A 26,414-nucleotide genomic window follows, 5' to 3' on the forward strand; every position below is an offset into this window, starting at 1 on the left:
GATGATCGCACGCTACTGCCTGGCCGGGTTGCTGACCCTGGGCCTGTCCCTGGCCTGGGCCGAGGAGCCGGAAGTGTTCGCCGACGACGGCACGCCGCTGTATGAGGTGAACTTCGTCGACACCGAGCTGGGCGAGTTTATCGACAGCGTGTCGCGCATTACCGGCACCACTTTCATCGTCGACCCGCGGGTGCAGGGCAAGGTCACCGTGCGCACGGTCGATCGCCATGATGCCGACGCCATCTACGACATCTTCCTGGCGCAGCTGCGCGCCCAGGGTTTCGCCACGGTTGACCTGCCCAACGGCAGCGTGAAGATCGTTCCCGACCAGGCCGCGCGCCTGGAGCCGGTGCCGGTGGAGCGGCCCGGCAAGAAGTCCGAAGGCAGTGATGGCGTGGCCACCCGGGTGTTCAATGTGCGCAACGCCGCCAGCGAGCAGATGCTCAACATCCTCAAGCCACTGATCGACCCGCGGGTGGGGGTGATCACCCCATACCCGGCCGCCAACCTGCTGGTGATTACCGACTGGCGCAGCAACCTCGAGCGCATCGACAGCCTGTTGCGTCAGCTCGACCAGGTCAGCGACGAGCCATTGCAGGTGATGCCGCTCAAGCATGCCAGCGCCGCTGACACGGCGGGGCTGGTGACCCGGCTGCTGGCCCGTGAACAGGGCGCCGACAGCGCCCAGGTGGTCGCCGATCCGCGCAGCAACGCCCTGCTGGTGCGAGGCAGCGCCGACAGCCGCGAGCGCGTGCGCGCCTTGCTCGCCCAGTTGGACCGGCCCAGTGAAAACCTGCACAGCAGCAACACCCAAGTGATGTACCTGCGCCACGCCAATGCCGCCGAAGTGGTCAAGGTGCTGCGCGGGCTGAGCCAGTCGGGCGCGGCCCCGACCGAGGGCGGCGAGGGCGAGGGCAAGGACAAGCCGTTGCAGGCGGCCAGCGATTCCGGCATTCGCCTCGAATATGAAGAAGGCACCAACGCTGTGGTCATGGTCGGCCCCGACAGCGAGCTGGCCGCCTACCGCAGCATCGTCGAGCAGTTGGATATCCGTCGGGCGCAGGTGGTGGTCGAGGCAATCATCGCCGAAGTCTCCGACAGCAGCGCCCAGGAGTTGGGCGTGCAATGGCTGTTCGCCGACGAAAAGTTCGGCGCGGGCATCGTCAACTTCGGCAGCAACGGGGTGAACATCGCCAATATCGCCGGCGCGGCCAGCAGCGGCGACAACGAAAAGCTCGGCAAGCTGCTGTCGGCGACCACCGGCGCCACGGCCGGCTTCGGTCATTTCGGCGGCGGCTTCAACTTCGCCATGCTGGTCAACGCGCTCAAGGGCAAAAGCGGCTTCAACCTGCTGTCCACCCCGACCCTGCTGACCCTCGACAACGCCGAGGCGTCGATCCTGGTGGGCCAGGAAGTGCCCTTCGTCACCGGTTCCGTCACCCAGAACAACGCCAACCCCTACCAGACCATCGAGCGCAAGGAAGTCGGGGTGAAGCTGCGCATCAAGCCGCAGGTCAACGTCGACAACAGCGTGCGCCTGGACATCGTCCAGGAGGTGTCGTCGATTGCCGAGTCCCGCGCCGCCAGCGATGTGATCACCAACAAGCGCGAGATCAAGACCAAGGTCATGGTCGAGGACAACGGCCTGGTGATCCTCGGTGGGTTGATCAGCGATGAGCGGAGCACCAGCAACCAGCGTGTGCCGTTACTCGGCGATATTCCCGGCCTGGGCCGGCTGTTCCGTTCCGATGCCAGCAAGGGCACCAAGCAGAACCTGATGGTGTTCATCCGCCCGCGCATCCTGCGCGACGGCGAGAGCCTGGCCGGGCTCAGCCAGCAGAAGTACCAAAGTTTACAACAGGGCACATCGCTCAAGCTGCCGGCGCTGGCCGAAGGCATGCCGTTGCTGCAGGCGTTCCCGGCCAGCCGTGCGCGGCTCGAAGGCGGGGACTGGTGATGCTGCCTTATCGCCTGGCGCGTCAGACAGGCCTGGCCATGGCGCCTGCCGAAGGCGGCTGGCAGTTGTGGCTGCGCAGCGACGCCGACAGTGACCAGCTCCAGGAGCTGTTGCGGGTCCATGGCCAGCCAAGTGCGCTGGAACACCTTGACGACGCTCAGTTCGACGAGCGCCTCGGCCAGCTCTACCAGGCCGGCGAGGCGGCGACCGAGGCGTTGATCGAAGGTATTGGCGAACAGGTCGACCTCGACAGCCTGATGAGCGAGATGCCGCGCATCGAGGACCTGCTGGAAAGCGACGACGAAGCGCCGGTGATCCGCCTGATCAACGGCCTGTTCGGCCAGGCCCTGCGCCTGCGCGCCTCGGATATCCATATCGAAACCTTCGAGCAGAGCCTGGTGGTGCGCTTGCGGGTCGACGGTCATCTGCGCGAAGTGCTGCGCCCACCGCGGGCGCTGTCGGCGATGCTGGTGTCGCGGATCAAGGTGATGGCCCGGCTGGATATCGCCGAGAAGCGCCAGCCCCAGGATGGTCGCATCACCCTGCGCGCCGCCGGGCGCGAGGTGGATGTGCGGGTCTCGACCCTGCCCGGTATCCACGGCGAACGGGTGGTGATGCGCGTGCTCGACAAGCAGGCCAGCCTGTTGGCGCTGGACAACCTGGGCATGCCCGTCGCCGTGCTGCGCGGCTTGCGCAGCTGCCTGGCGCGGCCCAACGGCATCGTGCTGTCCACTGGCCCCACCGGCTCGGGCAAGACCACCACCCTGTACGCCAGCCTCAACAGTCTCAACGACGGCAGCCGCAACATCCTCACCGTCGAGGACCCGGTCGAATACGCCATCGCCGGCATCGGCCAGACCGCCATCAACCCACGGGCCGGCTTGACCTTCGCCAGTGGCCTGCGGGCCATCCTGCGGCAGGACCCGGATGTGATCATGCTGGGTGAGATCCGCGATCAGGAAACTGCACAGATAGCCGTGCAGGCCAGCCTCACCGGGCACCTGGTGCTGTCGACACTGCATACCAACAGTGCCGTGGGGGCAGTGACCCGCCTGCGTGACATGGGGGTCGAGCCGTTCCTGATTGCCTCGTGCCTGCGCGGTGTGCTGGCCCAGCGCCTGGTGCGGCGGCTGTGCGCCTGTGCGGTGGCGCGGCCGCTGCATAGCGCGGAGCGCGAGCTGTGGCCGCAACTGGTCGAAACCTATCATCCGGTGGGTTGCGAGCGTTGCCAGGGCAGCGGCTATGTCGGGCGCCTGGGGTTGTACGAATTCATCGAGCTGGACGACGGGCTGGTGGCGTTGCTCTACGACGGCCAGAGCGAACTGGCCATGCAGGCCTACCTGGAGGGGCGCCGGCAGAGCCTGGTGGCGATGGCCGCCGACTGCCTGGCGCAGGGCCAGACCAGCCTCGCCGAAGTGTTGCGCGTGGTGCAGGGCTGACCTATGCCGACTTATCGCTACCAGGCCGTGGACCTCGCCGGCAAGGCGCACAAGGCCAGCGTGCAGGCCGACAGCGAGCGCCATGCGCGCCAGTTGCTGCGCGAGCGGGGGTTGTTCGCCCGGCACCTGCAGCGCCATGAAGCCGGCCAGGCCCAGCCACGGCGCCAGCGTTTGAGCCGTGCCCAGTTGTGCGAGCTGACCCGCCAGCTGGCGACCCTGGTCGGCGCCGGTATCCCGTTGGTAGATGCCCTGGCCACCCTGGAACGGCAGCTGCGCCAGCCGGCCCTGCACGCCGTGTTGGTGGCCTTGCGTGGCTCCCTCGCTGAAGGACTGGGGCTGGCCCGTAGCCTGGCGCGCCAGGGGGCGCCGTTTACTGGGCTTTACTGCGCGCTGGTCGAGGCCGGCGAGCGCTCGGGCCGTCTGGGCCAGGTGCTGGCGCGTCTGGCCGATCACCTCGAGCAGGTGCAGCGCCAGCGCCACAAGGCACGCACCGCGTTGATCTACCCGGCAGTGCTGATGGGCGTGTCGCTGGCGGTGGTGGTCGGCCTGATGACCTTCGTGGTGCCCAAGCTCACCGAACAATTCGCCCATTCCGGGCAGAGCCTGCCTTTCATCACTTCGTTGCTGATCGGCCTCAGCCAGGGGCTGGTCCATGCCGGGCCATACCTGTTGGTGCTGGCGCTCATGCTGACGCTGTTCGCCGCCCGGCTGCTGCGCAAGCCCCACTGGTGCCTGTGCCGCGACGACCTGCTGCTGCGCCTGCCGCGCATCGGCCAGGTGCTGCAGGTGCTGGAGAGCGCGCGGCTGGCGCGCAGCCTGGCGATCCTCTGCGGCAGCGGCGTGGCCCTGCTCGAAGCATTGCAAGTGGCCACCGAGACGGTCGGTAACCGGCGTATCCGCGTGGCGATGGAGCAGGCGCGCCTGCAGGTGCAAGGCGGCACCAGCCTGCATCGGGCGCTGGACGGCGCCGGCCAGTTTCCGCCGCTGTTGGTGAACATGGTCGGCAGCGGCGAAGCCAGCGGCACCCTGGCCGACATGCTCGAACGGGTGGCCGATGACCAGGAGCGCGGCTTCGCCCGCCAGGTGGACACCGCGATGGCACTGTTCGAGCCGCTGATGATCCTGGTGATGGGTGGCGTGGTGCTGTTCATCGTGCTGGCGGTGCTGCTGCCGATCATGCAGCTCAACCAGGGATTGCAACTGTGACAAGGAGAACTTCGATGCAGCAACGACACAAGCGCCAGGGCGGCTTCACCCTGATGGAGATCATGGTGGTGATCTTCATCATCGGCCTGCTGATCGCCGTGGTCGCGCCCAGCGTGCTGGGCAACCAGGACAAGGCGATGAAGCAGAAGGTGATGGCCGACCTGGCCACCCTGGAGCAGGCGCTGGACATGTACCGCCTGGACAACCTGCGCTTCCCCAGCAACGAACAGGGCCTGGCCGCGTTGGCGAAGAAGCCCACGCAGGAACCGCTGCCGCGCAGCTGGCGCAGCGATGGCTATATCCGCCGCCTGCCGGAAGATCCGTGGGGCACACCGTACCAGTACCGCATGCCTGGTGAACATGGCCGGGTCGATGTGTTTTCGCTGGGCGCCGATGGCGTGCCAGGCGGCGAAGGGCTGGATGCCGACCTGGGCAACTGGGCGCTGTGACGTGCGTCGGCAGGGTGGTTTCAGTCTGCTCGAGCTGCTGGTGGTGCTGGCCATCGCCGGGTTGATGACCAGCCTGGCCGTGGCCTGGCTCGACAGCGGCAATGCCGGGGTCGATCAGGCGCTGGAGCGTTTGGCGACTGCGACCGTGGCCCAGGGCGAACTGGCGCGTCATGCCGGGCAGTTGCGTGGCCTGCGCTGGAACGGCCAGCGCCCGCAGTTCGTGCGCCAGGAGCGTGGACGCTGGGTGGTCGAGCCGGTCGCCCTGGGCGAGTGGCCCAAGGGCCTGCGCCCGGACTGGCCAAGCAGCCCGGCGCCGGTGCTGGTGTTCACCCCCGACGGTTGGGCCCGGCCCGTCAGTGTGCGTTGGCAGTGGGCCGCTGGCAGCCAGGGCTGGCACTGGGGCCGTGATGGCCGCTTGCAGGTGAGCCGCGCCCAATGAAGTGCAGGCAACAGGGTTTCACGCTGCTTGAAGTGAGCGTCGCGTTGGCGATCGCCGCCGTGTTGGCGGTGATCACCAGCCAGGTCTTGCGCCAACGCCTGGCGGTGCAGGACACGGTGCAGCAGCATCGACTCGGTGTGCTCTGCGCCCGTGAGTTGCAGGCGCGCTTCGCGGTCGAGCAGTACTGGCCTGCGGCCAATGAAGACGCAGGCGAGCTGACCCAGGGCGCGCAGGTTTGCCATTGGCACTTGCAGTTGCGGCGCACGGGCGTGCGCGACCTTCGCCGCGGCGAACTGCTGTTGTATGCCGACCGTGACCAGCGCCTGCCGCTGGGGCAGTACACCGTGTTCCTGGAGCGCCCATGAAGCGAAGGCAGGTGGGCATGACCCTGATCGAACTGATGGTGGCTTTGGCGTTGACCGCGTTGCTGGGCTTGCTGCTGGCGGCGTTGGTCAATGGCTGGCTGAGAGTGCGTGAGCGGCTCGATCAGCCGCAGCGGGAAACCCAGGTGGTGGACTTCTGCCTGGCGCTTGAGCGGCGCTTCGACAGCCCGGTGCTGCGCCGGGTGTATGAACAACGCCTGCCCTTGCCGGTGCGCTGGCTCGATTGGCAGCCCGACCGCCAGCAACTGCTCTGGGTGGCCGCCGCGGCATGGCCGCAGGCCGAAGATGGTTCGCGCCTGCAACGTCAGCGCCTGCGTTTCGAACCGCGTGAGCAGCAGTTGCTGGTGGAAACCTCCGCCGATCTGTATGCCGCCGCAGCCCCGTACTGGGTGGTGCGCGAACGGCTGGAGCGGGTGGGCGCGATGAGCCTGCTTTACCACCAGTCCGGCCAGTGGCTGGCCTGGCCTTCCGATCAACCGACGCACCCCGGACGGGGTGTGCGCCTGGAGTTCGTGCGTGATGGAGCACCTTATGCCTGTACCTTCGTGCTGCCCTGGGGGCGTTCGTGAGACTTGAGTGGCGGCGTCGTACGCCGCTGCGGCCATGGCTGTTGCTGCGCCCAGGCCCGGTGTGGGACTGGGTGCTGGTGGAGCAGGGCGTGGCCACGCGCCAGGGGCAGGGCATGCCACCTGCGGGCCTGTCGGCGCGGGTCGCCTTGATTGTTCCGGGTGAACATTGCAGTCACTTCCAGTTGGTCGCGCCGCCTGGGCTCAAGCGCGAGGAGTGGCCGCTGTTGCTGGAGGACCGGCTGTTGCAGGGGGCAGATGAAGTGGATTGTGCCTGCATCGACCGGCCTGCGGGCCAACTGCGGCTTCTGGTGGTGGCCCGGCAGCGATTGCTTGAATGGCGTGCGCAGTGCGTCGAATGGGCGTTGCCTGTCGAGCGCTGTTGGGGGGAGTTTCAGTTGCTGCCTGAACCTGAGGCGGGGAAATGCTGGCAATGGCGGCGGGGCGAACAAGTCTTGCACCTTGGGAAGGAGGACGAGGGGCGTATCCATTGGCTGGCCTGGCCCGACTCGCTCGGCCAGGTGCCCGCCATGGTTTGGCCGGCAGGTGCGCGGGTTTTTGTGGAGGGAGACTGGCCCGTGGAACTGGCGCAGTTGGAGGGCCTGCCTGGCTTTTTCGAGGCGCGAAGCCCACGTCAGTTCCCTCGGCTGGCGCCGGTACAGCGACGGCTCGCCCTTGCCTGCATCGCGTTGGCTGTCACCTGGGGTGGTCTCTGGCTGGCCCAGCAATGGCGCCAGGCTCAGGCCTATCGTGAGCAGGTGCTGGCCGTGACCGGCCCGCAGGCCACATCACGTCAGGCGGCCCAGGCGCTCAAGCGCTTGCGTGACAGTCATGGCGAAGAGCAACTACGCCTGCGCCGGCTGGACGGGTTGCAGGCGCAGTTGCAGGCCTGGCTGCAGGCGAACCCTGGCTGGCGGTTGCAGGCCGTGCGTTTCGAGGGTCGGCATTGGCGCTTGGCGCTGGAGGGGGACGGAGCTATTCCACCCTGGCAGGAGATGGCGACGGCCGTGGGCGCCCAGGTCCAAGTCGAGGAGGGCGCCCGTCACGTGGTGTTCGACCTGGAGGTGGCCACATGAGCCGCGAATGGTTGCAACGACGGCGGATGCTGCTGGCCTGGCTGCTGGTTGCGTTGCTGGCGTGCTTCCTGGTGTTTCGCGAAGGGCTTGGTTATTGGCGGGAGCTGGCGCAATGGCGCGCCTTGGCCGAGTCGGTGGTCGGGATGCGAACCGGGCCGACGCTGAGCCTTGAGCGCCTGCGCCAGTCGGCCCAGGCCCGGCGTGTCGAGTTGCTTGAAGTGCAGGCGCAGGATGAAGTCTGGCAGGTGCGAGGCAAGGTCGATAATGCCCAGGCTTTGCAGGACTGGTTGCAGGCACTTCGTACGGAGGGTGTGCGGTTGGTGCAGTGGGGGTTATCGCGAGAGGGTGACGGGTTGCGCTTCGATGTGCAGGTGCAGCCTTGAGCCGGCGTATGGTGGCCTGGCTGATGCTGGTGTTCTGCCTGAGCCTGCTGGCCGAGCTGCCTGCGGCTTGGCTGGCATGGATAAGCGGGCTGCCGGTGGAGGGTGTGATGGGGAGCCTGTGGCAAGGGCAAGCGATGCGCCTGGGGGCGGTTGGCCCCTTGCGTTGGGAGTTGCGGCCGTGGCACCGGGACGCGCAGGTGTGGATGGGGTTCCAGGGGCAGGGATGGCGGTTGCATGCCAGTGGCTGGCCCTGGCGGTGGCAAGCCGAGGTCGAGGCCTTGGGGGCCCAGCCCAGCTTCGCCCCAGGGTATCGCCTGGCCGGGCAGTGGCAAGGCGCGCTGCGTCTGCAAGGAGGTGGTGGGCGATGCCGTGAGGCAAAGGGGCGGCTCGAGGTGAATGACCTGGCGATGGTCGAACCGTGGTCGTTGGGGCTGGGGCAGGGTGGTATCGAGATGAACTGCGCGGATGGCTGGCGGGCATCAGGGCAGTTGAGCCTGGATGGACAGCATCGTCTGGTGGTGAGCGGCGATCTGCTGGCGCGACGGGCTCAGGTGAGTGTCGAGGTGCAGCCCGACGCGGCGCTGACACCGGTGCTGCGTGGGGTGCAGTGGCTGGGTGCCGAGACGTTGCAAGGGCAGCGGGAAATCAGGTGGTAGTGAATAGATCTTGAGGCGCGCGCGATACCTGTAGGAGCGGGTTTACCCGCGATTGCGTCGGTGGGATCACTACCGCATTCGCCGGCAAAGCCGGCTCCTACAGGGTAGGCGTGCTTCGATGGCTCAGGGGCGGATCTCGATCATGGTGCCGTCCTTGACCATGCTCCACACCTCGCGCATGTCGTCGTTGCGCATGGCGATGCAGCCTTCGGTCCAGTCGAGGGTGTGGAAGTACCACTCCGGGTACTCCTCGTTGATCGGTGTACCGTGGATCATGATCATGCTGCCGGCCGCCACCCCGTCACGCCGAGCCTTGGCGGCATCGGTGATGTTCGGGTAGGAGATGTGCATGGCCAGGTTGTAGCGGTCGCTGACCTTGCGCCAGTCCAGCCAGTACAGGCCTTCGGGGGTCTTCTTGTCGCCCTCGCGCTCCTTGGCGCCCTTGGGCTGCTTGCCTAGTGAGATGCGGTAGGTCTTGAGCGGTTCGCCGCGGCTGATCAGTTGCAAGCGGCGCTCGGACTTGAGCACCAGCACCTTGTCGATCATGGGGCCTTGGGGGACGGTCGCGGCAGGTTGCACGGCCGATGGCGGCTTGCGAATGATGGTTTCGGTGAAGGCAGCCTGCGACACCGAGGCGACACTGAGGCAGAAGAGGGCAAGCAACCAGCGCATGAAACCGTATCCCTGAGACTTAGGTGGTGGACGACGAGACGTTCATCGGCGGCAGGTATTCATGGCCAATCGGGTAGAGCTGCCTGATGCGGTCGCGATAGTAGCATTCTAGTGTGCGTGTGACGGTCCGGAAAGCCAGCTCGCTCCATGGGATCTCATGTTCTTCGAACAACCGCACTTCCAGGCTCTCGACGCCCACGGCGAAGTCGAGGTCCGTGAGCTCGGCGCGGAAGAACACATGCACCTGGTTGATGTGCGGCAGGTCGAACAGCTGGTACAGGTGGGTTTCACCCACCCGGGCGCAGGCTTCCTCGACGGTTTCGCGACGGGCGGCTTGGTCGAGCGTCTCGCCGTTCTCCATGAAACCGGCCGGCAAGGTCCAGAAGCCCCGGCGCGGCTCGATGGCGCGGCGGCACAGCAGCACCTGGCTGCCCCAGGTGGGCAGCACCCCGGCGACGATGTTGGGGTTCTGGTAGTGGATGGTCTGGCAATGGTCGCAGACATACCGCGGGCGGCTGTCGCCTTCGGGGATTCGCTGGGTGACCGGCTGGCCGCACGCGCTGCAGAATTTCATGCTTTCATTCCTGTGTGGTCGGGCTATCTTGGCGCGCCCGACCCGCCCACCGCAAGCGGACCGCGGGCGGGGCTTGGGTGCCTCGCGGCTTTGGTGCATCATGCAGGGCAGGCCTTGGAATCGAGAGTGCGTAATGCTGGACGAGCTTCTTCGCCGAATGAGCAACCATACCCCCGCGTCACTGGAGACGGACCGCCGTTTCCCCGAAGCGGCGGTGCTGCTGCCCATCACCCGTGGCGAAGAGCCGGAGCTGGTGCTGACGCTCCGTGCCAAGGGGCTTTCCACCCATGGCGGAGAAGTGGCGTTCCCTGGCGGCCGGCGCGATCCGGAAGACCCGGACCTGGTGTTCACCGCCCTGCGCGAAGCCGAGGAGGAAATCGGCCTGCCCCCCGGCCTGGTCGAGGTGCTCGGTCCGCTCAGCCCACTGATCTCGTTGCATGGGTTGAAGGTGACACCGTTCGTCGGGCTGATCCCCGATTACGTCGAGTACCGCGCCAACGATGCGGAAATCGCCGCCGTGTTCACTGTGCCGCTGGCGTTCTTCCGCCAGGATCCGCGCGAGCACACCCACCGCATCGACTATCAGGGCCGCAGCTGGTACGTGCCCAGCTACCGTTACGGCGACTACAAGATCTGGGGGCTGTCGGCGATCATGATCGTCGAGCTGGTCAATGTGCTGTTCGATGCCGGCATCAGCCTGCACCAGCCACCGGAACGTTTCATCCAGAACTGAACGGGGCCCACCCCGTCATCTGCTTAAGCCGTGAGGAGCGAGACATGAAATATCGCCTGGGCGACCTGCGGGTCGAGACCCACCCCAGCAGTTGGGCCGCGCCCAACGCCACCCTGATCGGCAAGGTGCGCCTGCAGGCCCGTGCCAGTGTGTGGTTCGGCGCGGTGTTGCGTGGCGACAACGAGTTGATCGACATCGGCGAGGATAGCAACGTCCAGGACGGCACGGTGATGCACACCGACATGGGCTCGCCGCTGAACATCGGCAAGGGCGTGACCATCGGCCATAACGCCATGCTGCATGGGTGCACGGTGGGCGACTACAGCCTCATCGGCATCAACGCGGTCATCCTCAACGGTGCGCGCATCGGCAAGCATTGCATCATCGGCGCCAACGCGCTGATTCCGGAAGGCAAGGAAATCCCCGACGGTTCGCTGGTGATGGGCTCGCCAGGCAAGGTGGTGCGCGAGCTGACCGAGCAGCAGAAGCGCATGCTTGAAGCCAGCGCCGCCCATTACGTGCACAACGCCCAGCGCTATGCCCGTGACCTGGTAGTTGACGATGAGTGACGAAAAGCCGGTGGCCTCGCCTTGTGTCAGCATCTGCGCGCTGGACGAGCAGGACATCTGCACCGGCTGCCAGCGCACGGTGGCCGAAATCACCCGCTGGGGGCGGATGGACAACGCGGAGCGCCGTGCCGTGCTCAAGCTTTGCCACGAGCGGGCAGTCGCCGCAGGCTTGATCATCGGCCTGTAGGCGCCAGCCTTGCTGGCGAACGCAAGGCGTAGCCTTGCCCGCGTACATTCGCCAGCAAAGCAGGCTCCTACAAGGGATCGCGGGCTTGTCCAGTGGCTGGCCCGACGCTACTCTGAGCGGCTTGCCCACCTGAATACCCAGACCATGATCTATCTCGTCGCCTACATCAGCAGCGTGGTGCTGATCAACTACGCCTTCTCCAGCGCGCCGCACCTGGACGTTATCTGGTCCGCCTGGGGGGGGCTGGTGTTCATCCTGCGCGACATGGTGCAGACCCGCTACGGCCACGGCGCGTTGCTGGCGATGCTGGTGGCGCTGGTGCTGTCCTATGCCACCTCCGAGCCGGCCATCGCCCTGGCCAGCGCCACTGCGTTCTTCGTCTCCGAGTTGATCGACTGGCTGGTGTTCAGCGTCACCCGCCGCCCCCTGCGTGATCGCCTGTGGCTGAGCTCGGCCCTGAGCATCCCGGTGGACACCTTCATCTTCTTCGGCATGATCGGTGCGCTGACACCGGCGGTGATCGGCACGGCACTGGCCTCGAAGTTCACCGGGGTCACGGCGGTGTGGCTGATCATGGCCTGGCGGGCGCGGCGCGCGATCGCCGCATCCTGATGTAGAATACTGGTCCATTTTTCAGCGGGCGGCAGCCAGCGTGGCGCGGCCCCGGACGCCTTCGAGGACCTGAAATGACCCGTATCGGAACCCCATTGTCGCCGACTGCGACCCGTGTACTGCTGTGCGGCTGCGGCGAGCTGGGCAAGGAAGTGGTGATCGAGTTGCAGCGCCTGGGGGTCGAGGTGATCGCCGTTGACCGCTACGCCAATGCCCCGGCCATGCAGGTCGCGCACCGCAGCCATGTGATCAACATGCTCGACGGCGTGGCCCTGCGTGCAGTGATCGAGGCGGAGAAACCGCACTACATCGTCCCCGAGATCGAGGCCATCGCCACCGCCACCCTGGTGGAGCTGGAGAACGAAGGCTTCAACGTCGTGCCCACCGCTCGCGCCACCCAGCTGACCATGAACCGCGAAGGCATCCGCCGCCTGGCCGCCGAAGAGCTGGACCTGCCGACCTCGCCGTACCACTTCGCCGACACCTTCGAGGACTACAGCAAGGCGGTCACCGACCTGGGCTACCCCTGCGTGGTCAAGCCGGTGATGAGCTCCTCGGGCAAGGGCCAGAGCCTGCTGCGCAGCGCCGACGATCTGCAGAAGGCCTGGGACTATGCCCAGGAAGGCGGCCGTGCAGGCAAGGGCCGGGTGATCATCGAGGGCTTCATCGACTTCGAGTATGAAATCACCCTGCTGACCGTGCGCCATGTGGGCGGCACCACCTTCCTCGAGCCGGTCGGCCACCGTCAGGAGAAGGGCGACTATCAAGAGTCCTGGCAGCCCCAGGCCATGAGCCCGAAAGCGCTGGCCGAGTCGCAGCGCGTGGCGCAGGCGGTCACTGACGCACTGGGTGGCCGTGGCCTGTTCGGCGTGGAGTTGTTCGTCAAGGGCGACCAGGTGTGGTTCAGCGAAGTTTCGCCACGCCCGCATGACACTGGCCTGGTGACCCTGATTTCCCAGGACCTGTCGCAGTTCGCCCTGCATGCCCGCGCCATTCTCGGCCTGCCGATCCCGGTAGTTCGCCAGTTCGGTCCGTCGGCTTCGGCGGTGATCCTGCCGGAGGGGCAGTCGCAGCAGACCAGCTTCGCCAACCTCGGTGCAGCCTTGAGCGAGCCGGATACCGCCATTCGCCTGTTCGGCAAGCCGGAAATCAATGGTACCCGCCGCATGGGCGTGTGCCTGGCGCGCGATGAGTCGGTCGAGGCCGCTCGTGCCAAGGCGACCCGCGCCTCGCAAGCGGTCAAGGTCGAGTTCTGATCTGAGATTGCTGGGGGCGCTCTGCGCCCCTTTCGCGGCACAAGGCCGCTCCTACAGGAGGTATGCGATCCCTGTAGGAGCGGCCTTGTGCCGCGAAAGGGCTGCAAAGCAGCCCCAAGGGCTCAAAGCGCTGTATCGCGTGTCTCTTTCAGGCACAAAACGGCAATCAGGCTGATCACCGCTGCCACCGACACATACCCCCCCACCCAGCTCAATCCCCCCATGCTCACCAGCTTCTGGGCAAAGAACGGGGCCGCCGAGGCGCCGACGATGCCGCCCAGGTTGTACGCGGCCGACGCGCCGGTATAGCGCACATGGGTCGGGAACAGCTCCGGCAGCAGCGCGCCCATCGGCGCGAAGGTCACCCCCATCAGGAACAGCTCGATGGCCAGGAACAGCGCCACGCCCGTGGTCGACCCCGAGGTCAGCAGCGGCTCCATGGTGAAGCCCGAGGCAATGGCCAGCAGGCCACCGACGATCAGCACCGGCTTGCGCCCGAAGCGGTCGCTCAGCCAGGCCGACAGCGGCGTGGCCAGGGCCATGAACACCACGGCGAAGCACAGCAGCCCCAGGAAGGTCTCCCGGCTGTAGCCCAGCGTGGTCACGCCATAGCTGAGCGAGAACACCGTGGAGATGTAGAACAGCGCGTAGCACACCACCATCGCCGCGGCCCCGAGCAGGGTTGGCAGCCAGTAGCGGGCGAACAGGTCGACCACCGGCATCTTCACCCGCTCGTGGCGGGCGACCGCCTTGGCGAACACCGGGCTTTCCTCCAGTTTCAGACGCACGTACAGGCCGACCAGCACCAGGGCGGCGCTGAGCAAGAACGGAATGCGCCAGCCCCATTCGCGGAATTGCTCGTCGCTGAGCACCAGGGCCAGGGTAAGGAACAGGCCGTTGGCGGCCAGGAAGCCGATCGATGGGCCGAGCTGTGGGAACATGCCGAACCAGGCGCGCTTGCCCGGCGGGGCGTTTTCGGTGGCCAGCAGCGCCGCGCCACCCCATTCGCCACCCAGCCCCAGGCCCTGGCCGAAGCGCAGCAGGCAGAGGAGGATCGGTGCCCACACACCAATGCTTTCATAGCCCGGCAGCACGCCGATCAGCGTGGTGGACACACCCATCAGCAGCAACGAGGCGACCAGCGTCGACTTGCGCCCGATACGGTCGCCGAAGTGGCCGAACAGTGCCGACCCCAGTGGCCTGGCGAGGAAGGCGATGCCAAAGGTGAGAAACGCCGCGAGCATCTGCGCGGTGCCGGAACCGGACGGGAAGAACACCGGCCCGATCACCAGGGCGGCGGCGGTGGCGTAGACGTAGAAATCGTAGAACTCGATGGCAGTGCCGATGAAGCTGGCGGTGGCCACCCGGGCCGGGGAGTTGGCCGGGGTCGCCGAAGCAGGTTCGGCGTAGGTGCTGCTGGTAGTCATGCGAAGGTCCCTGACAGTCATGCTCCATGGGGCACGGCCCATGTGGCGGGCACACGGGAGCCGGAGCGTATTGTTGTTGGTCGCCCGACTGACGATAGCCCAGGGGATAGAGGCGGGGAGCGGGCACTGTTCGGGGTGTTGAAGCAGGACCGCGGGGCGTGTCAGTGGTGCGGACTGGCCTTAAAGCGCCGGGTGCGGGTAGCAGGCGGGACGGCAGGGCTGGGTAAGCGTGACCCGAGTATAGCTATCGGGTCACGGTCCAGACCAGTACCTTGCTGGCGCAATTGTCCTCGGTTTCGAGGATCTCCAGTCGATAGCGGCCGATCTTCAGGCAAACCGCGCTTTCCGGAATGCTTTCCAGCGCTTCGGTGACCAGGCCATTGAGGGTCTTCGGTCCGCCGTCGGAAGGCAGGTGCCAGCCCAGAGTGCGGTTGATTTCACGCAGCGACGCCGTGCCCTCGATGACGAAGGTACCATCGGGCTGAGGGTGTACATGGGGGTTGTCGAGGCTGTGCTCGTCCTCGAATTCGCCGACGATTTCTTCGAGGATGTCTTCCAAGGTGACGATGCCCAGCACCTCGCCATACTCGTCCACCACCACGCCCATGCGCCGCTGCTGCTTGTGGAAGTTCAGCAACTGCATCTGCAACGGGGTGCTCTCAGGGACGAAGTAGGGCTCGTAGCAGGCGGCCTGGAGTTTTTCGAAGCTGAGCTCGGCGCGAGGCAGCAGGTGGCTGATCAGCTTGGTGTTGAGCACCGCTTCGACCTGGTTGATGTCGTTGTGGTAGACCGGCAGGCGAGTATGCCGGCTGACGATCAGTTGCTCGATGATCTGCTCGATGGGGTCGTCGAGGTTGATGCCGTCCACTTCGTTGCGTGGCACCAGGATGTCGTTGACGGTGACCTTGTCCAGCGCCTGCAGGCCTTCGAGCAGCCCATTGCGGGCCGGATCGTGCGCCGTGTCCTCGTCGAAGTCGTCATGCTCCTGGGGATGCAGCGCCACGGCGTTGGGCTGGATGCGAAACGGGCGCAGGACCAGCTTGGCGCAGCCGTCGAGCAGGCAGCCCAAGGGCAGCAGGGTGGCCAGCGGCAGCTTGAGCAGGCTGGCCCCGAGGCTGAGGAAGGCTTGCGGGTTGCGCCGGGCCAGGCGCCGCGGCAGGTATTCGGCCAGCACCAGCAGCATGAGTGTGGCGCCCAGGCCGGCGAGCCAGAAGCCATGCTCACCGTTGTGGCGCTGGCCGATCAGGCAGGCCAGGCCCAGCACCAGCAGTTTGCCGAGGCTGGCGCCAAGCACCAGGGCCTGGGCCGGCAGCGTGGGCTCAGCCTGGCCATTGAGTTGCTGGCGGGCGGTGTCCACGGCAGTGAACAGCGCCGACCACAGCAGTGCCAGTGCGAGTGTGCCGAGCAGCGGGGCGTACGGCAGGGTGTCCATGGGCGGCCGTCAGATATGCAGGATGAATTCGCGGACCAGCTTGCTGCCGAAATAGGCCAGCATCAGCAGGCAGAAACCGGCGAGGGTCCAGCGGATCGCCTTGTGGCCGCGCCAGCCCAGGCGGGTGCGGCCCCACAGCAGCACGCTGAAGACGATCCAGGCCACGCAGGCCAGCAGGGTCTTGTGCACCAGGTGCTGGGCGAACAGGTTGTCGAGGAATAACCAGCCGGAGATCAGCGACAGCGAAAGCAGGCCCCAGCCGGCCCAGAGGAAACCGAACAGCAGGCTCTCCATCGTTTGCAGTGGCGGGAAGTTGCGGATCAGCCCGGACGGGTGCTTGTTCTTCAACTGGTGGTCCTGCAGCAACAGCAGCAGGGCCTGGAACACGGCGATGGTGAACAGGCCATAGGCCAGGATCGACAGCAGGATGTGCGCCAGGATACCCGGTTCCTCGTTGATCAACGGTACCGTGCCGGGCGGGGCGAACTGGGCCAGCAGCGCGGTCACCGCGCCGAGCGGGAACAGCAGGACCAGCAGGTTTTCCACCGGAATGCTCAGGCAGGCGACCAGCGTCAGGGCGATCACCGCCACGGCGATCAGGCTGGCGGCACTGAAGAAGTCGAGGCTCAGGCCCAGTGGTGTGATCAGTTGGAAGAACAGCGCGCCGCCCTGGGCGAGCACTGCCAATGTACCGAGCAGGCCGAGCAGCCGTTTGTCGGCACGGGCGCCACGGGCCAGGCCGGTGGCCTGGAAGATGGTCGCGGCCACATAAAGGAAGGCGGCGAGCAGATTGGGGATGAGGCTGGGTGAAGAGAGCATAAGTCCTGGCAGGCAAGCCCTAAAGGGACGGAGTTTGGCATAGAACGCAGTGGGCAAGGAAGACTGCGTCACAAGCTGCAAGCGTCAAGCTATGAGCTGCAAGCAAAATTGGATCGACGTATGGCCAGCTTTTACTTGTCGCTTGCGGCTCGCTGCTTGCGGCTGCCTTCGGTATAATCGCCGCCTTGCTGTGCCCAGCGCGTGTACCTGTTCACCTGGGCGCCTGAAAAACCTCGGCTTTACTGGGCCTGAAAGGATCACCATGTTCGAAAACCTGACCGACCGCCTGTCACAGACGCTGCGCCATGTCACCGGCAAGGCCAAGCTGACCGAAGACAACATCAAGGACACGCTGCGCGAAGTGCGCATGGCCCTGCTCGAGGCCGACGTCGCCCTGCCGGTGGTCAAGGATTTCGTCAACAGCATCAAGGAGCGCGCGGTCGGCACCGAAGTGTCGCGCAGCCTCACGCCAGGCCAGGCCTTCGTCAAGATCGTCCAGGCCGAACTGGAAAGCCTGATGGGCGCGGCCAACGAAGAGCTGACGCTCAACGCCGCGCCACCCGCCGTGGTACTGATGGCCGGCCTGCAAGGTGCCGGTAAGACCACCACCGCTGGCAAGCTGGCGCGCCACCTGAAAGAGCGCAAGAAAAAGAGCGTGATGGTGGTGTCGGCCGACGTCTACCGTCCGGCGGCGATCAAGCAGCTCGAAACCCTGGCCAACGACATCGGCGTGACCTTCTTCCCGTCCGACATCAGCCAGAAGCCGGTGGCCATCGCCGAGGCGGCGATCCGCGAAGCCAAGCTCAAGTTCATCGACGTGGTCATCGTCGACACCGCCGGCCGCCTGCATGTCGATGCTGACATGATGGATGAGATCAAGGCCCTGCACGCCGCGGTCAAGCCGATCGAAACGCTGTTCGTGGTCGACGCGATGACCGGCCAGGACGCCGCCAACACCGCCAAGGCCTTCGGCGACGCCCTGCCGCTGACCGGCGTGGTGCTGACCAAGGTCGACGGTGACGCCCGTGGTGGTGCCGCCCTGTCGGTACGCGCCATTACTGGCAAGCCAATCAAGTTCATCGGCATGGGCGAGAAGACCGAAGCCCTCGAGCCGTTCCACCCTGACCGTATTGCCTCGCGCATCCTCGGCATGGGTGACGTGCTCAGCCTGATCGAGCAGGCCGAGCAGAACATCGACAAGGCCAAGGCCGACAAGCTCGCCAAGAAACTGAAGAAGGGCAAGGGCTTCGACCTCGAGGACTTCCGCGACCAGCTGCAGCAGATGAAGAACATGGGCGGCCTCGGTGGCCTGATGGACAAGCTGCCCAGCATCGGCGGCATGAACCTTTCGCAGATGGGTAACGCCCAGGGCGCGGCCGAGAAGCAGTTCAAGCAGATGGAGGCGATCATCAACTCCATGACCCCGGCCGAGCGTCGCGACCCCGACCTGATCAGCGGTTCGCGCAAGCGCCGTATCGCCCTCGGTTCCGGCACCCAGGTGCAGGACATCGGCCGCTTGATCAAGCAGCACAAGCAGATGCAGAAGATGATGAAGAAATTCTCCGCCAAGGGTGGCATGGCCAAGATGATGCGTGGCCTTGGCGGGATGCTGCCAGGTGGCGGCATGCCGAAGATGTAAGTGAAACCGAGGGGTTGCCCTGCTTTATATAAAGAAGCAGGGGAGCCCCTTCAAACCCCGCCTTGGCGGGTAAACGGCCGCAACTGAGCGGCTAAACCGGCAGAACTGAGCGGTCGGGCATGTGCTCGCCGAAAAAGGCATTTGCAAATGTCCGTGTATTCCCCGAGAATATGCGGCCTTTTGGGCACCCGTGTGCCCATTGGGCATTCAGTTTTGCAGCACCGACTATAGGAACGATGTTCACATGGTAACCATTCGTCTGGCCCGTGGCGGCTCGAAAAAGCGCCCATTCTACCACCTGACCGTGACCAACTCGCGTAACGCCCGTGACGGCCGTTTCGTTGAGCGCGTTGGCTTCTTCAACCCGATCGCATCGGGCGCCGAAGTCAAGCTGTCGGTCAACCAAGAGCGCGTCACCTACTGGCTGAGCCAGGGCGCACAGCCGTCTGAGCGCGTTGCTCAGCTGCTGAAGGAAGCTGCCAAGGCTGCAGCCTGAGCAGTATGAACGCGACGCCAGAAAAGGCTGACGACCTCATCGTCGTTGGCAAGATTTTTTCGGTTCACGGCGTTCGCGGCGAGGTGAAGGTGTATTCCTTTACCGATCCGATTGAAAACCTGTTGGATTACCCACGCTGGACGCTTCGGCACGAAGGCAAGGTAAAACAGGTCGAGCTGGTCAGCGGTCGTGGCTCCCAGAAGGGCCTGGTCGTGAAGCTCAAAGGCCTCGATGATCGTGATGAAGCCCGTCTTCTGAGTGGTCATGAAATCTGCATTTCGCGAAGCCTTTTGCCCAACCTGGCAACCGACGAGTACTACTGGTACCAGTTGGTAGGCCTGAAGGTCATCAATCAGGACGAACACTTGTTCGGCAAGATCGATCACCTGTTGGAGACCGGCGCGAACGATGTATTGGTGGTCAAGCCTTGCTCAGGCAGCCTGGATGATCGCGAGCGTCTGTTGCCCTATACCGGGCAATGCGTGCTGGCAGTCGACCTGGAAGCCGGTGTGATGCGCGTTGAATGGGACGCGGATTTCTAAACGATGGATACCCTTCGCGTAGAAGTCGTCACGTTGTTCCCCGAGATGTTCTCGGCCATCACGGAGTACGGCATTACCAGCCGCGCGGTGAAACAGGGGTTGCTGCAAGTGACCTGCTGGAACCCGCGGGACTACACCACAGATCGTCACCACACGGTGGATGATCGGCCGTTTGGCGGTGGTCCGGGCATGGTGATGAAGATCAAGCCTCTGGAAGACGCCCTGGCCAGTGCCAGGCAGGCGACTGGAGCTGCGGCGAAGGTGATCTACCTCTCGCCACAAGGCCGCAAGCTGACTCAGCAGGCGGTCAAAGGCCTGGCCGAACAGGAGTCGTTGATCCTGATTGCCGGCCGTTATGAAGGCATCGACGAGCGCTTTATCGAGGCTCATGTCGATGAGGAGTGGTCGATTGGCGACTATGTGCTTTCCGGTGGCGAGCTGCCGGCCATGGTACTGATCGATGCGGTTACACGGCTGCTGCCCGGAGCTTTAGGGCATGTGGACTCGGCGGAGGAAGACTCTTTCACCGACGGTCTGCTGGATTGCCCGCACTACACCCGACCTGAGGTGTATGCGGATCAGCGTGTTCCCGACGTGTTGCTAAGTGGCAACCATGCACATATCCGGCGTTGGCGGATGAAGCAGTCCCTTGGTAGGACCTTCGAACGACGCGCCGATCTTCTGGAAAGTCGCTCGCTTTCTGGAGAAGAGAAGAAGCTGCTCGAGGAATACCTCCGCGAGCGGGACGATAGTTAACGTATCGATGGTGGATCGAGTTATCCATCTTAGGAGCACAGCATGACCAACAAGATCATCCAGCAGCTCGAAGCCGAGCAGATGAGCAAAGAGATCCCGACCTTTGCACCAGGCGACACCGTTGTCGTCCAGGTTAAAGTGAAGGAAGGCGACCGCTCGCGTCTGCAGGCGTTCGAAGGCGTCGTCATCGCCAAGCGTAACCGCGGTCTGAACAGCGCCTTCACCGTGCGCAAGATCTCCAGCGGCGTTGGCGTAGAGCGTACCTTCCAGACTTACAGCCCGCAGATCGACAGCCTGGCCGTGAAACGTCGTGGTGACGTGCGTAAAGCCAAGCTGTACTACCTGCGCGACCTGTCCGGCAAAGCCGCTCGTATCAAGGAAAAACTGTCCTGAGTACAGTTTGCCTGGCGGCCTAGGCCGCCTTGCGAGAAAAAAGCAGCCTTCGGGCTGCTTTTTTGCTTTCTGAAATCTACCCTTGCGATGTGACCCGAAGATGACCAGCCGAGACCAGGAAGTCCAGCGCCGCACCGAACTGTCGGTGACCCGCGTGACCAAGGCGGTGTTCCCCAACACCACCAACCACCACAATACCCTGTTCGGCGGCACCGCCCTGGCGTGGATGGACGAAGTGTCGTTCATCGCCGCCACCCGTTTCTGCCGCTTGCCGCTGGTGACCGTGTCCACCGACCGCATCGACTTCAAGCACCCGATCCCGGCGGGCTCGATCGTCGAGCTGGTGGGCAGCGTGGTCAAGGTCGGCAACACCAGCCTGCAGGTGCAGGTGGATGTGTTCGTCGAGAACATGTACCTCGATGGCCGCGAGCGCGCCATACATGGCGTATTCAGCTTCGTCGCCATCGATGAGGACAAGCGCCCGGTGCCCGTGCTGCCGCTGGACTGATCGTCCCGATATGGATTTGGCGCGCCCTTTGTAGGAGCGGCTTCAGCCGCGATCACCCGCCAAGCGGGTGCCAGACACCGCGTTGCCTGCATCGCGGCTAAAGCCGCTCCTACAGGTCTATGTGTATGGACTCTTCGACAAGCTCCGGTTCCACCAGCGCCACCAGCGTCCAACCCGGTTGAGGCTTGAGCGGGTTTTCCGGGCTGGCCACATGCACCCAACCGTTGCTGTCGCGGGCGAACAGCAATGTCGCGCGCTCACCATGCAGTTGCTGGTAGTCCGCCCAGGTAAATGCCTCGGTCAAGGTGGTGCTGTATAACTCGGCGCCCTGGTGCAGCAGCTTTGCCAGCTGTGCATAGGTCAGCGGACTCGACCCAAGCAGTTGCCCACGGTGTTCTTCACTGGCCCGGTGCTTGTCGCTGCGCTGTTTCTCCAGCCCGCTGGCCAGCACGAACAGCCGGCCCTGGCCGAAATCATGGCGAAAGCGCGCACAAGCCAACGCATTGAGCTCCCCTGCCGGCGACAACCCCAGTAGGTGGCCGAGCCCGACCAGGTCAAGGTGGGCGTCCGCATGCTGGGAGGCCGGGTTGCCGAAATAGGTGGGCAGGTTCTCCATACGCGCGGCACGGATGTTCTCCCAGCTCGAGTCGGTCAGCAGCACCCGGCAGCCGAGTTGTTGCAGGGCCTTGGCGATCGCCCGCGCGGGTGGGTTGGCACCCACGACGAGGAACCCGCTTGGCGCTGGCTCCGCCACCTTCAGCAGGCGTGCCAGCGGCCTGGCCGTGGCACTCTGCAGCACCACGGTGCCAATGATCACGGCGAAGGTCAGCGGCACCAGCAGCAGCGCGCCCTCATGGCCGGCCTCGTCCAGGCGGATGGCGAAGATGGCCGACACCGCCGCGGCGACGATGCCCCGTGGCGCAATCCAGGCCAGTAGCGCGCGCTCCCTCCAGTTCAATGGCGAGCCCAGGGTAGACAGCCACACGTTCAACGGCCGCGCCAGCAACTGGATGACCAGCAGCAGCGCCAGCACCGCCGGGCCCAGGCCCAGCAAGGCATGCAAGTCGAGCCGCGCGGCCAGGAGGATGAACAGCCCGGAGATCAGCAGCACGCTGAGATTCTCCTTGAAGTGCAGGATCTGCCGCACATCAACGCCAGGCATGTTGGCCAGCCACATGCCCATCACCGTGACCGCCAGCAGCCCCGATTCATGGACGATCTGATTGGCGGCGATGAAGATGCCCAGCACCGCCGCCAGCGAAGCCAGGTTGTGCAGGTATTCCGGCAGCCACTGCTCACGCATGACCTGCCCGAGCAGCCAGCCACCGGCGACACCGAGCACGCTGCCGCAGAAAATCACCCCGGCGAAAGTTGCCAGGCTCTGGCTCACGCCGTCACCGGCGGCGCTGGCGATGATGAAGCTGTAGACCACCACCGCCAGCAGCGCGCCGATCGGGTCGATGACGATACCTTCCCAGCGCAGGATGTTGGCGATCGCCGCCTTGGGCCGCACCACTCGCAACATGGGTACGATCACCGTGGGGCCGGTGACCAGGGTCAGGGTGCCGAACAGGATCGCCAGGGGCCAGTCGAAACCGAGCAGCCAGTGGGTGGCCAGGGCGATCACCAGCCAGGTGCTCAGCGCGCCGACGGTGACCAGGCGGTGAACCACACTGCCGATCTCGCGCCATTGCGACAGGTGCAGGGTGAGGCTGCCTTCGAACAGGATCAGTGCTACGGCCAGTGATACCAGTGGCATCAACAGTGGGCCGAACAAAGCTTGGGGTTGCAGCCACCCTAATATGGGCCCGGCGAGAATCCCACACAGCAACAAGAACAGAATCGCCGGCAGCTTCAGGCGCCAGGCCAGCCATTGGCAGAGCAGCGCCGCCGCGCCAATGCCGCCGACACTCAAAAGAATCTGCTGTTCGTTCATGCGGGCTCCCTCAGCATGCAATGTTATGAAAGACTAAGCGCCATTTCACCGTTTGCCACCGAGTTTGCATGCCAGCCCTAGACCACCCCCTGATCGACCAGTTCCTCGATGCCCTCTGGCTGGAGAAGGGCTTGTCCGACAACACTCGCAGCTCTTATCGAAGCGACCTGGCGCTGTTCAATGGCTGGCTCCAGGAGCAGGGCGTGGCGCTGCCCGACGCCGGTCGCGAGTTGATCCTCGACCATCTGGCCTGGCGTTTCGACCAGGCCTACAAACCCCGGTCGACGGCGCGGTTCCTCTCCGGCGTGCGTGGCTTCTACCGCTATCTGCTGCGCGAACGGATGATCGCCGTCGACCCGACCTTGCAGGTGGACATGCCGCAACTCGGTCGCCCGTTGCCCAAATCCTTGTCGGAAGCCGACGTCGAAGCCTTGCTCAAGGCCCCCGACCTGGGCGAGGCCATCGGCCAACGCGACCGGGCCATGCTCGAAGTGCTCTACGCCTGCGGGTTGCGGGTGACCGAGCTGGTCAGCCTGACACTGGACCAGGTCAACTTGCGCCAGGGCGTGTTGCGGGTGATGGGCAAGGGCAGCAAGGAGCGCCTGGTGCCGATGGGCGAGGAGGCCGTGCTGTGGCTCGAACGCTACCTGCGTGATGGCCGTGCCGACCTGCTCAACGGCCGGCCCAGCGACGTGCTGTTCCCCAGCCTGCGCGGCGAGCAGATGACCCGGCAGACCTTCTGGCACCGGATCAAGCACCACGCGCGGGTGGCGGGCATCGACAAGCCGCTGTCGCCGCACACCCTGCGCCACGCGTTCGCCACCCACCTGCTCAACCACGGGGCCGACCTGCGCGTGGTGCAGATGCTGCTGGGGCACAGCGACCTCTCCACCACGCAGATCTACACCCACGTGGCCAAGGCGCGGTTGCAGCAGTTGCACGCCCAGCACCACCCGCGTGGATGAATGATATTCATGTTCCGCCGACCGGTGCCTGAGGACCCCTACTGCGCCGGTCTGTTGTGGTAGGCTTGGACGGTTTGTTGCAAGGGCCGACCGTTCGCCGCGTTCAAGGCGCGGGCGACGCCCCTCCGGCCCCGTCCGCCCTCAGGAGTTCCCATGCGCGTGACCCAGATTTTCGCCGCCGCCGCCCTGGCGTTGGCCAGTACCTTTGCCGCCGCCGCGGCCACCGAGACGACTGCCGGCGCCGAGCAGGCAATCCGCAAGTCGTTGCAGAACCTCGAACTCGAAGTGCCGGTCGAGAGCGTCGCCAGCAGCCCGCTCAGCGGCCTGTACGAAGTCAAGCTGCAGGGCGGCCGCGTGCTGTACGCCAGCGCCGACGGCCAGTTCGTAATGCAGGGCTACCTGTTCCAGATCCAGGACGGCAAACCGGTCAACCTCACCGAGAAGACCGAGCGCCAGGGTATCGCCAAGCTCATCAACGGCATCCCGGCAGGCGAGATGATCGTCTACCCGGCCAAGGGCGAGACCAAGTCGCACATCACCGTGTTCACCGACACCACCTGCCCGTACTGCCACAAGCTGCACGCCGAAGTGCCCGAGCTCAATCGTCGCGGTATCGAAGTGCGCTACGTCGCTTTCCCGCGCCAGGGCCTGGGTTCGCCGGGTGACGAGCAGCTGCAGGCGGTCTGGTGTTCGAGCGACCGCCGCGCGGCGCTGGACAAGATGGTCGACGGCAAAGAGATCAAAGCTGGCAAGTGCGCCAACCCGGTCGGCAAGCAATTCGCCCTGGGCCAGTCGATCGGTGTCAACGGCACGCCGGCCATCGTGCTCGAGAGCGGCCAGGTGATCCCGGGCTACCAGCCGGCGCCGCAGGTGGCCAAGCTGGCCCTGGCTGGCCAGCAGCAGGCCACCAAGTAAATCATTCAGTACGCCGTCGTCATGGGGTGACGGCATGTTTCACGGTCGGCGCAGGTGCCGGCCGTTCAATGGGGAGTTCACAGTGAAACCGGTCAAAGTAGGCATCTGTGGGTTGGGGACCGTCGGTGGCGGAACCTTCAATGTACTTCAGCGCAACGCCGAGGAGATCGCCCGCCGTGCCGGGCGCGGTATTGAAGTGGCACAGATTGCCATGCGCTCGCAGAACCCGAATTGCCAGATTACCGGTACCCCCATTACCGCTGACGTGTTCGAAGTGGCGAGCAACCCCGAGATCGATATCGTCATCGAACTGATCGGTGGCTACACCATCGCCCGTGACCTGGTGCTCAAGGCTATCGAAAATGGCAAGCACGTGGTCACCGCCAACAAGGCGCTGATCGCCGTGCATGGCAACGAGATCTTCGCCAAGGCCCGCGAGAAGGGCGTCATTGTCGCCTTCGAAGCTGCGGTGGCCGGTGGCATCCCGGTGATCAAGGCGATCCGCGAAGGCCTGTCGGCCAACCGCATCAACTGGCTGGCCGGGATCATCAATGGCACCGGCAACTTCATCCTCACCGAGATGCGCGACAAGGGTCGCGCGTTCCCCGACGTGCTGGCCGAAGCCCAGGCGCTGGGCTATGCCGAAGCCGACCCGACCTTCGACGTGGAAGGCATCGACGCCGCGCACAAGCTGACCATCCTGGCCTCCATCGCCTTTGGTATCCCGCTGCAGTTCGACAAGGCCTACACCGAAGGCATCACCCAGCTGACCACCGCCGACGTCAATTACGCCGAGGCCCTGGGCTATCGCATCAAGCACCTGGGCGTGGCTCGCCGTACCAGCGCCGGCATCGAGCTGCGCGTGCACCCGACGCTGATCCCCAACGATCGCCTGATCGCCAACGTCAATGGCGTGATGAACGCGGTCATGGTCAACGGCGATGCCGCAGGCTCCACCTTGTACTACGGGGCCGGCGCCGGCATGGAGCCGACCGCGTCGTCTGTGGTCGCTGACCTGGTCGACGTGGTCCGCGCCATGACCTCCGACCCGGAGAACCGCGTGCCGCACCTGGCCTTCCAGCCCGACTCGCTGTCGGCCCATCCGATCCTGCCGATCGAAGCTTGTGAAAGCGCCTACTACCTGCGCATCCAGGCCAAGGACCACCCAGGCGTGCTCGCCCAGGTCGCCAGCATCCTCTCGGAACGCGGCATCAACATCGAATCGATCATGCAGAAGGAAGCGGAGGAGCAGGATGGCCTGGTGCCGATGATCCTGCTCACGCATCGGGTGGTCGAGCAGCGTATCGACGATGCCATCGTCGCCCTGGAAGCGCTCCAGGACGTGGTCGGCAAGGTCGTGCGCATCCGCGTCGAACAGCTCAACTAAGCGGCAAGCTTCAAGCTGCAAGCTGCAAGTAAAGGCAGAGCG

General features: G+C 65.1%; 30 protein-coding genes. 24 read left to right on the forward strand and 6 right to left on the reverse strand.

Going from position 1 to position 26,414, the window contains the following annotated elements; translation table 11 throughout:
* The first annotated feature begins 1 nt into the window (after window position 1).
* The 10 genes from gspD to NGM28_RS22195 are packed head-to-tail and all read left to right on the forward strand — an operon-like array spanning window position 2 to window position 8,554.
* Complete coding sequence (gspD, locus tag NGM28_RS22150) at window positions 2-1,957, forward strand: type II secretion system secretin GspD (protein ID WP_252091460.1); 1,956 nt, start codon at window positions 2-4, stop codon at window positions 1,955-1,957.
* Window positions 1,957-3,396, forward strand: a complete 1,440-nt coding sequence (locus tag NGM28_RS22155; protein ID WP_252091491.1) for a GspE/PulE family protein — start codon at window positions 1,957-1,959, stop codon at window positions 3,394-3,396. Before gspD ends, NGM28_RS22155 begins: the two co-directional genes overlap by 1 nt.
* Window positions 3,397-3,399: 3 nt before the next feature.
* On the forward strand, window positions 3,400-4,602 hold the full coding sequence (gene gspF, locus NGM28_RS22160) for a type II secretion system inner membrane protein GspF (protein WP_252091461.1): 1,203 nt from the start codon (window positions 3,400-3,402) through the stop codon (window positions 4,600-4,602).
* A gap of 14 nt (window positions 4,603-4,616) precedes the next feature.
* Window positions 4,617-5,051 (forward strand): type II secretion system major pseudopilin GspG, encoded by a 435-nt coding sequence (gene gspG / locus NGM28_RS22165; RefSeq protein ID WP_240065091.1) that lies wholly within the window; start codon window positions 4,617-4,619, stop codon window positions 5,049-5,051.
* 1 nt (window position 5,052) lies between these two features.
* Complete coding sequence (gene gspH, locus NGM28_RS22170; RefSeq protein WP_252091493.1) at window positions 5,053-5,490, forward strand: type II secretion system minor pseudopilin GspH; 438 nt, start codon at window positions 5,053-5,055, stop codon at window positions 5,488-5,490.
* Complete coding sequence (locus NGM28_RS22175; RefSeq protein WP_240065092.1) at window positions 5,487-5,855, forward strand: type II secretion system protein GspI; 369 nt, start codon at window positions 5,487-5,489, stop codon at window positions 5,853-5,855. The genes gspH and NGM28_RS22175 overlap by 4 nt, the downstream gene beginning before the upstream one ends.
* Window positions 5,852-6,442: a prepilin-type N-terminal cleavage/methylation domain-containing protein gene (locus tag NGM28_RS22180; protein ID WP_252091463.1), complete on the forward strand. Its 591-nt coding sequence runs from the start codon at window positions 5,852-5,854 to the stop codon at window positions 6,440-6,442. Before NGM28_RS22175 ends, NGM28_RS22180 begins: the two co-directional genes overlap by 4 nt.
* A complete protein-coding gene (locus NGM28_RS22185) occupies window positions 6,439-7,515 on the forward strand; it encodes a GspL/Epsl periplasmic domain-containing protein (RefSeq protein WP_240065094.1) in 1,077 nt (358 codons plus the stop codon). Before NGM28_RS22180 ends, NGM28_RS22185 begins: the two co-directional genes overlap by 4 nt.
* Complete coding sequence (gene gspM, locus NGM28_RS22190; RefSeq protein WP_252091465.1) at window positions 7,512-7,898, forward strand: type II secretion system protein GspM; 387 nt, start codon at window positions 7,512-7,514, stop codon at window positions 7,896-7,898. Before NGM28_RS22185 ends, gspM begins: the two co-directional genes overlap by 4 nt.
* Window positions 7,895-8,554 carry a type II secretion system protein N gene (locus tag NGM28_RS22195; protein WP_252091467.1) on the forward strand — a complete coding sequence of 220 codons (660 nt, stop codon included), beginning with the start codon at window positions 7,895-7,897 and terminating at the stop codon, window positions 8,552-8,554. The genes gspM and NGM28_RS22195 overlap by 4 nt, the downstream gene beginning before the upstream one ends.
* A gap of 123 nt (window positions 8,555-8,677) precedes the next feature.
* Here the strand turns inward: NGM28_RS22195 and NGM28_RS22200 are convergent, their stop codons facing one another.
* Both NGM28_RS22200 and NGM28_RS22205 read right to left on the reverse strand, forming a co-directional pair.
* The gene (locus NGM28_RS22200; RefSeq protein WP_213658047.1) at window positions 8,678-9,226 is read right to left on the reverse strand and encodes a L,D-transpeptidase family protein; all 549 of its coding nucleotides are present in this window, start codon (window positions 9,224-9,226) and stop codon (window positions 8,678-8,680) included.
* Window positions 9,227-9,245: 19 nt separating this feature from the next.
* Entirely contained in the window at window positions 9,246-9,800 is a 555-nt protein-coding gene (locus NGM28_RS22205) for an NUDIX hydrolase (RefSeq protein WP_240065097.1), read from the reverse strand.
* 133 nt (window positions 9,801-9,933) lie between these two features.
* Between NGM28_RS22205 and NGM28_RS22210 the strand changes: the two genes are divergently transcribed.
* From NGM28_RS22210 to purT, 5 genes are all read left to right on the forward strand, one after another.
* The gene (locus NGM28_RS22210; protein ID WP_240065098.1) at window positions 9,934-10,533 is read left to right on the forward strand and encodes a CoA pyrophosphatase; all 600 of its coding nucleotides are present in this window, start codon (window positions 9,934-9,936) and stop codon (window positions 10,531-10,533) included.
* Window positions 10,534-10,577: 44 nt separating this feature from the next.
* Window positions 10,578-11,102 (forward strand): gamma carbonic anhydrase family protein, encoded by a 525-nt coding sequence (locus NGM28_RS22215; protein ID WP_240065099.1) that lies wholly within the window; start codon window positions 10,578-10,580, stop codon window positions 11,100-11,102.
* Window positions 11,095-11,289, forward strand: a complete 195-nt coding sequence (locus tag NGM28_RS22220) for a DUF1289 domain-containing protein (RefSeq protein ID WP_240065100.1) — start codon at window positions 11,095-11,097, stop codon at window positions 11,287-11,289. The genes NGM28_RS22215 and NGM28_RS22220 overlap by 8 nt, the downstream gene beginning before the upstream one ends.
* A gap of 144 nt (window positions 11,290-11,433) precedes the next feature.
* Entirely contained in the window at window positions 11,434-11,901 is a 468-nt protein-coding gene (locus NGM28_RS22225) for a VUT family protein (protein ID WP_252091469.1), read from the forward strand.
* 74 nt (window positions 11,902-11,975) lie between these two features.
* Window positions 11,976-13,157 (forward strand): formate-dependent phosphoribosylglycinamide formyltransferase, encoded by a 1,182-nt coding sequence (gene purT / locus NGM28_RS22230; protein WP_252091471.1) that lies wholly within the window; start codon window positions 11,976-11,978, stop codon window positions 13,155-13,157.
* Between the two features lie 122 nt (window positions 13,158-13,279).
* On the opposite strand, the gene NGM28_RS22235 is transcribed toward purT, so the two are convergent.
* The 3 genes from NGM28_RS22235 to NGM28_RS22245 all read right to left on the reverse strand — a co-directional run bounded on the left by NGM28_RS22235 (window position 13,280) and on the right by NGM28_RS22245 (window position 16,835).
* Complete coding sequence (locus tag NGM28_RS22235; protein ID WP_240065102.1) at window positions 13,280-14,584, reverse strand: MFS transporter; 1,305 nt, start codon at window positions 14,582-14,584, stop codon at window positions 13,280-13,282.
* A gap of 244 nt (window positions 14,585-14,828) precedes the next feature.
* Window positions 14,829-16,016 carry a transporter associated domain-containing protein gene (locus NGM28_RS22240; protein WP_252091473.1) on the reverse strand — a complete coding sequence of 396 codons (1,188 nt, stop codon included), beginning with the start codon at window positions 16,014-16,016 and terminating at the stop codon, window positions 14,829-14,831.
* Window positions 16,017-16,025: 9 nt separating this feature from the next.
* Window positions 16,026-16,835 (reverse strand): cytochrome C assembly family protein, encoded by an 810-nt coding sequence (locus tag NGM28_RS22245; RefSeq protein WP_240065104.1) that lies wholly within the window; start codon window positions 16,833-16,835, stop codon window positions 16,026-16,028.
* 262 nt (window positions 16,836-17,097) lie between these two features.
* On the opposite strand from NGM28_RS22245, the gene ffh reads away from it, so the two are divergent.
* The 6 genes from ffh to NGM28_RS22275 all read left to right on the forward strand — a co-directional run bounded on the left by ffh (window position 17,098) and on the right by NGM28_RS22275 (window position 21,169).
* Complete coding sequence (gene ffh / locus NGM28_RS22250) at window positions 17,098-18,474, forward strand: signal recognition particle protein (RefSeq protein WP_011535319.1); 1,377 nt, start codon at window positions 17,098-17,100, stop codon at window positions 18,472-18,474.
* Window positions 18,475-18,718: 244 nt separating this feature from the next.
* The gene (gene rpsP / locus NGM28_RS22255) at window positions 18,719-18,970 is read left to right on the forward strand and encodes a 30S ribosomal protein S16 (protein ID WP_011535318.1); all 252 of its coding nucleotides are present in this window, start codon (window positions 18,719-18,721) and stop codon (window positions 18,968-18,970) included.
* A gap of 5 nt (window positions 18,971-18,975) precedes the next feature.
* Window positions 18,976-19,512, forward strand: a complete 537-nt coding sequence (gene rimM, locus NGM28_RS22260) for a ribosome maturation factor RimM (RefSeq protein ID WP_240065105.1) — start codon at window positions 18,976-18,978, stop codon at window positions 19,510-19,512.
* A gap of 3 nt (window positions 19,513-19,515) precedes the next feature.
* Window positions 19,516-20,268, forward strand: coding sequence for a tRNA (guanosine(37)-N1)-methyltransferase TrmD (trmD, locus tag NGM28_RS22265; protein WP_011535316.1), 753 nt, complete (start codon window positions 19,516-19,518; stop codon window positions 20,266-20,268).
* Window positions 20,269-20,310: 42 nt separating this feature from the next.
* A complete protein-coding gene (gene rplS, locus NGM28_RS22270) occupies window positions 20,311-20,661 on the forward strand; it encodes a 50S ribosomal protein L19 (protein WP_011535315.1) in 351 nt (116 codons plus the stop codon).
* Between the two features lie 100 nt (window positions 20,662-20,761).
* On the forward strand, window positions 20,762-21,169 hold the full coding sequence (locus tag NGM28_RS22275) for an acyl-CoA thioesterase (protein ID WP_252091476.1): 408 nt from the start codon (window positions 20,762-20,764) through the stop codon (window positions 21,167-21,169).
* Between the two features lie 109 nt (window positions 21,170-21,278).
* On the opposite strand, the gene NGM28_RS22280 is transcribed toward NGM28_RS22275, so the two are convergent.
* Window positions 21,279-23,105, reverse strand: a complete 1,827-nt coding sequence (locus NGM28_RS22280) for a cation:proton antiporter (protein WP_240065107.1) — start codon at window positions 23,103-23,105, stop codon at window positions 21,279-21,281.
* Between the two features lie 68 nt (window positions 23,106-23,173).
* Between NGM28_RS22280 and xerD the strand changes: the two genes are divergently transcribed.
* The 3 genes from xerD to NGM28_RS22295 all read left to right on the forward strand — a co-directional run bounded on the left by xerD (window position 23,174) and on the right by NGM28_RS22295 (window position 26,372).
* The gene (gene xerD / locus NGM28_RS22285; protein ID WP_252091478.1) at window positions 23,174-24,070 is read left to right on the forward strand and encodes a site-specific tyrosine recombinase XerD; all 897 of its coding nucleotides are present in this window, start codon (window positions 23,174-23,176) and stop codon (window positions 24,068-24,070) included.
* Window positions 24,071-24,223: 153 nt separating this feature from the next.
* Window positions 24,224-24,985: a DsbC family protein gene (locus NGM28_RS22290; RefSeq protein ID WP_252091480.1), complete on the forward strand. Its 762-nt coding sequence runs from the start codon at window positions 24,224-24,226 to the stop codon at window positions 24,983-24,985.
* An 82-nt stretch (window positions 24,986-25,067) separates the two neighbouring features.
* On the forward strand, window positions 25,068-26,372 hold the full coding sequence (locus NGM28_RS22295) for a homoserine dehydrogenase (RefSeq protein WP_240065109.1): 1,305 nt from the start codon (window positions 25,068-25,070) through the stop codon (window positions 26,370-26,372).
* The last annotated feature ends 42 nt before the right edge of the window (window positions 26,373-26,414 follow it).

Source organism: Pseudomonas sp. MWU13-3659, assembly GCF_023757525.1.
GTDB classification, from domain to species: Bacteria; Pseudomonadota; Gammaproteobacteria; order Pseudomonadales; family Pseudomonadaceae; genus Aquipseudomonas; species Aquipseudomonas entomophila_E.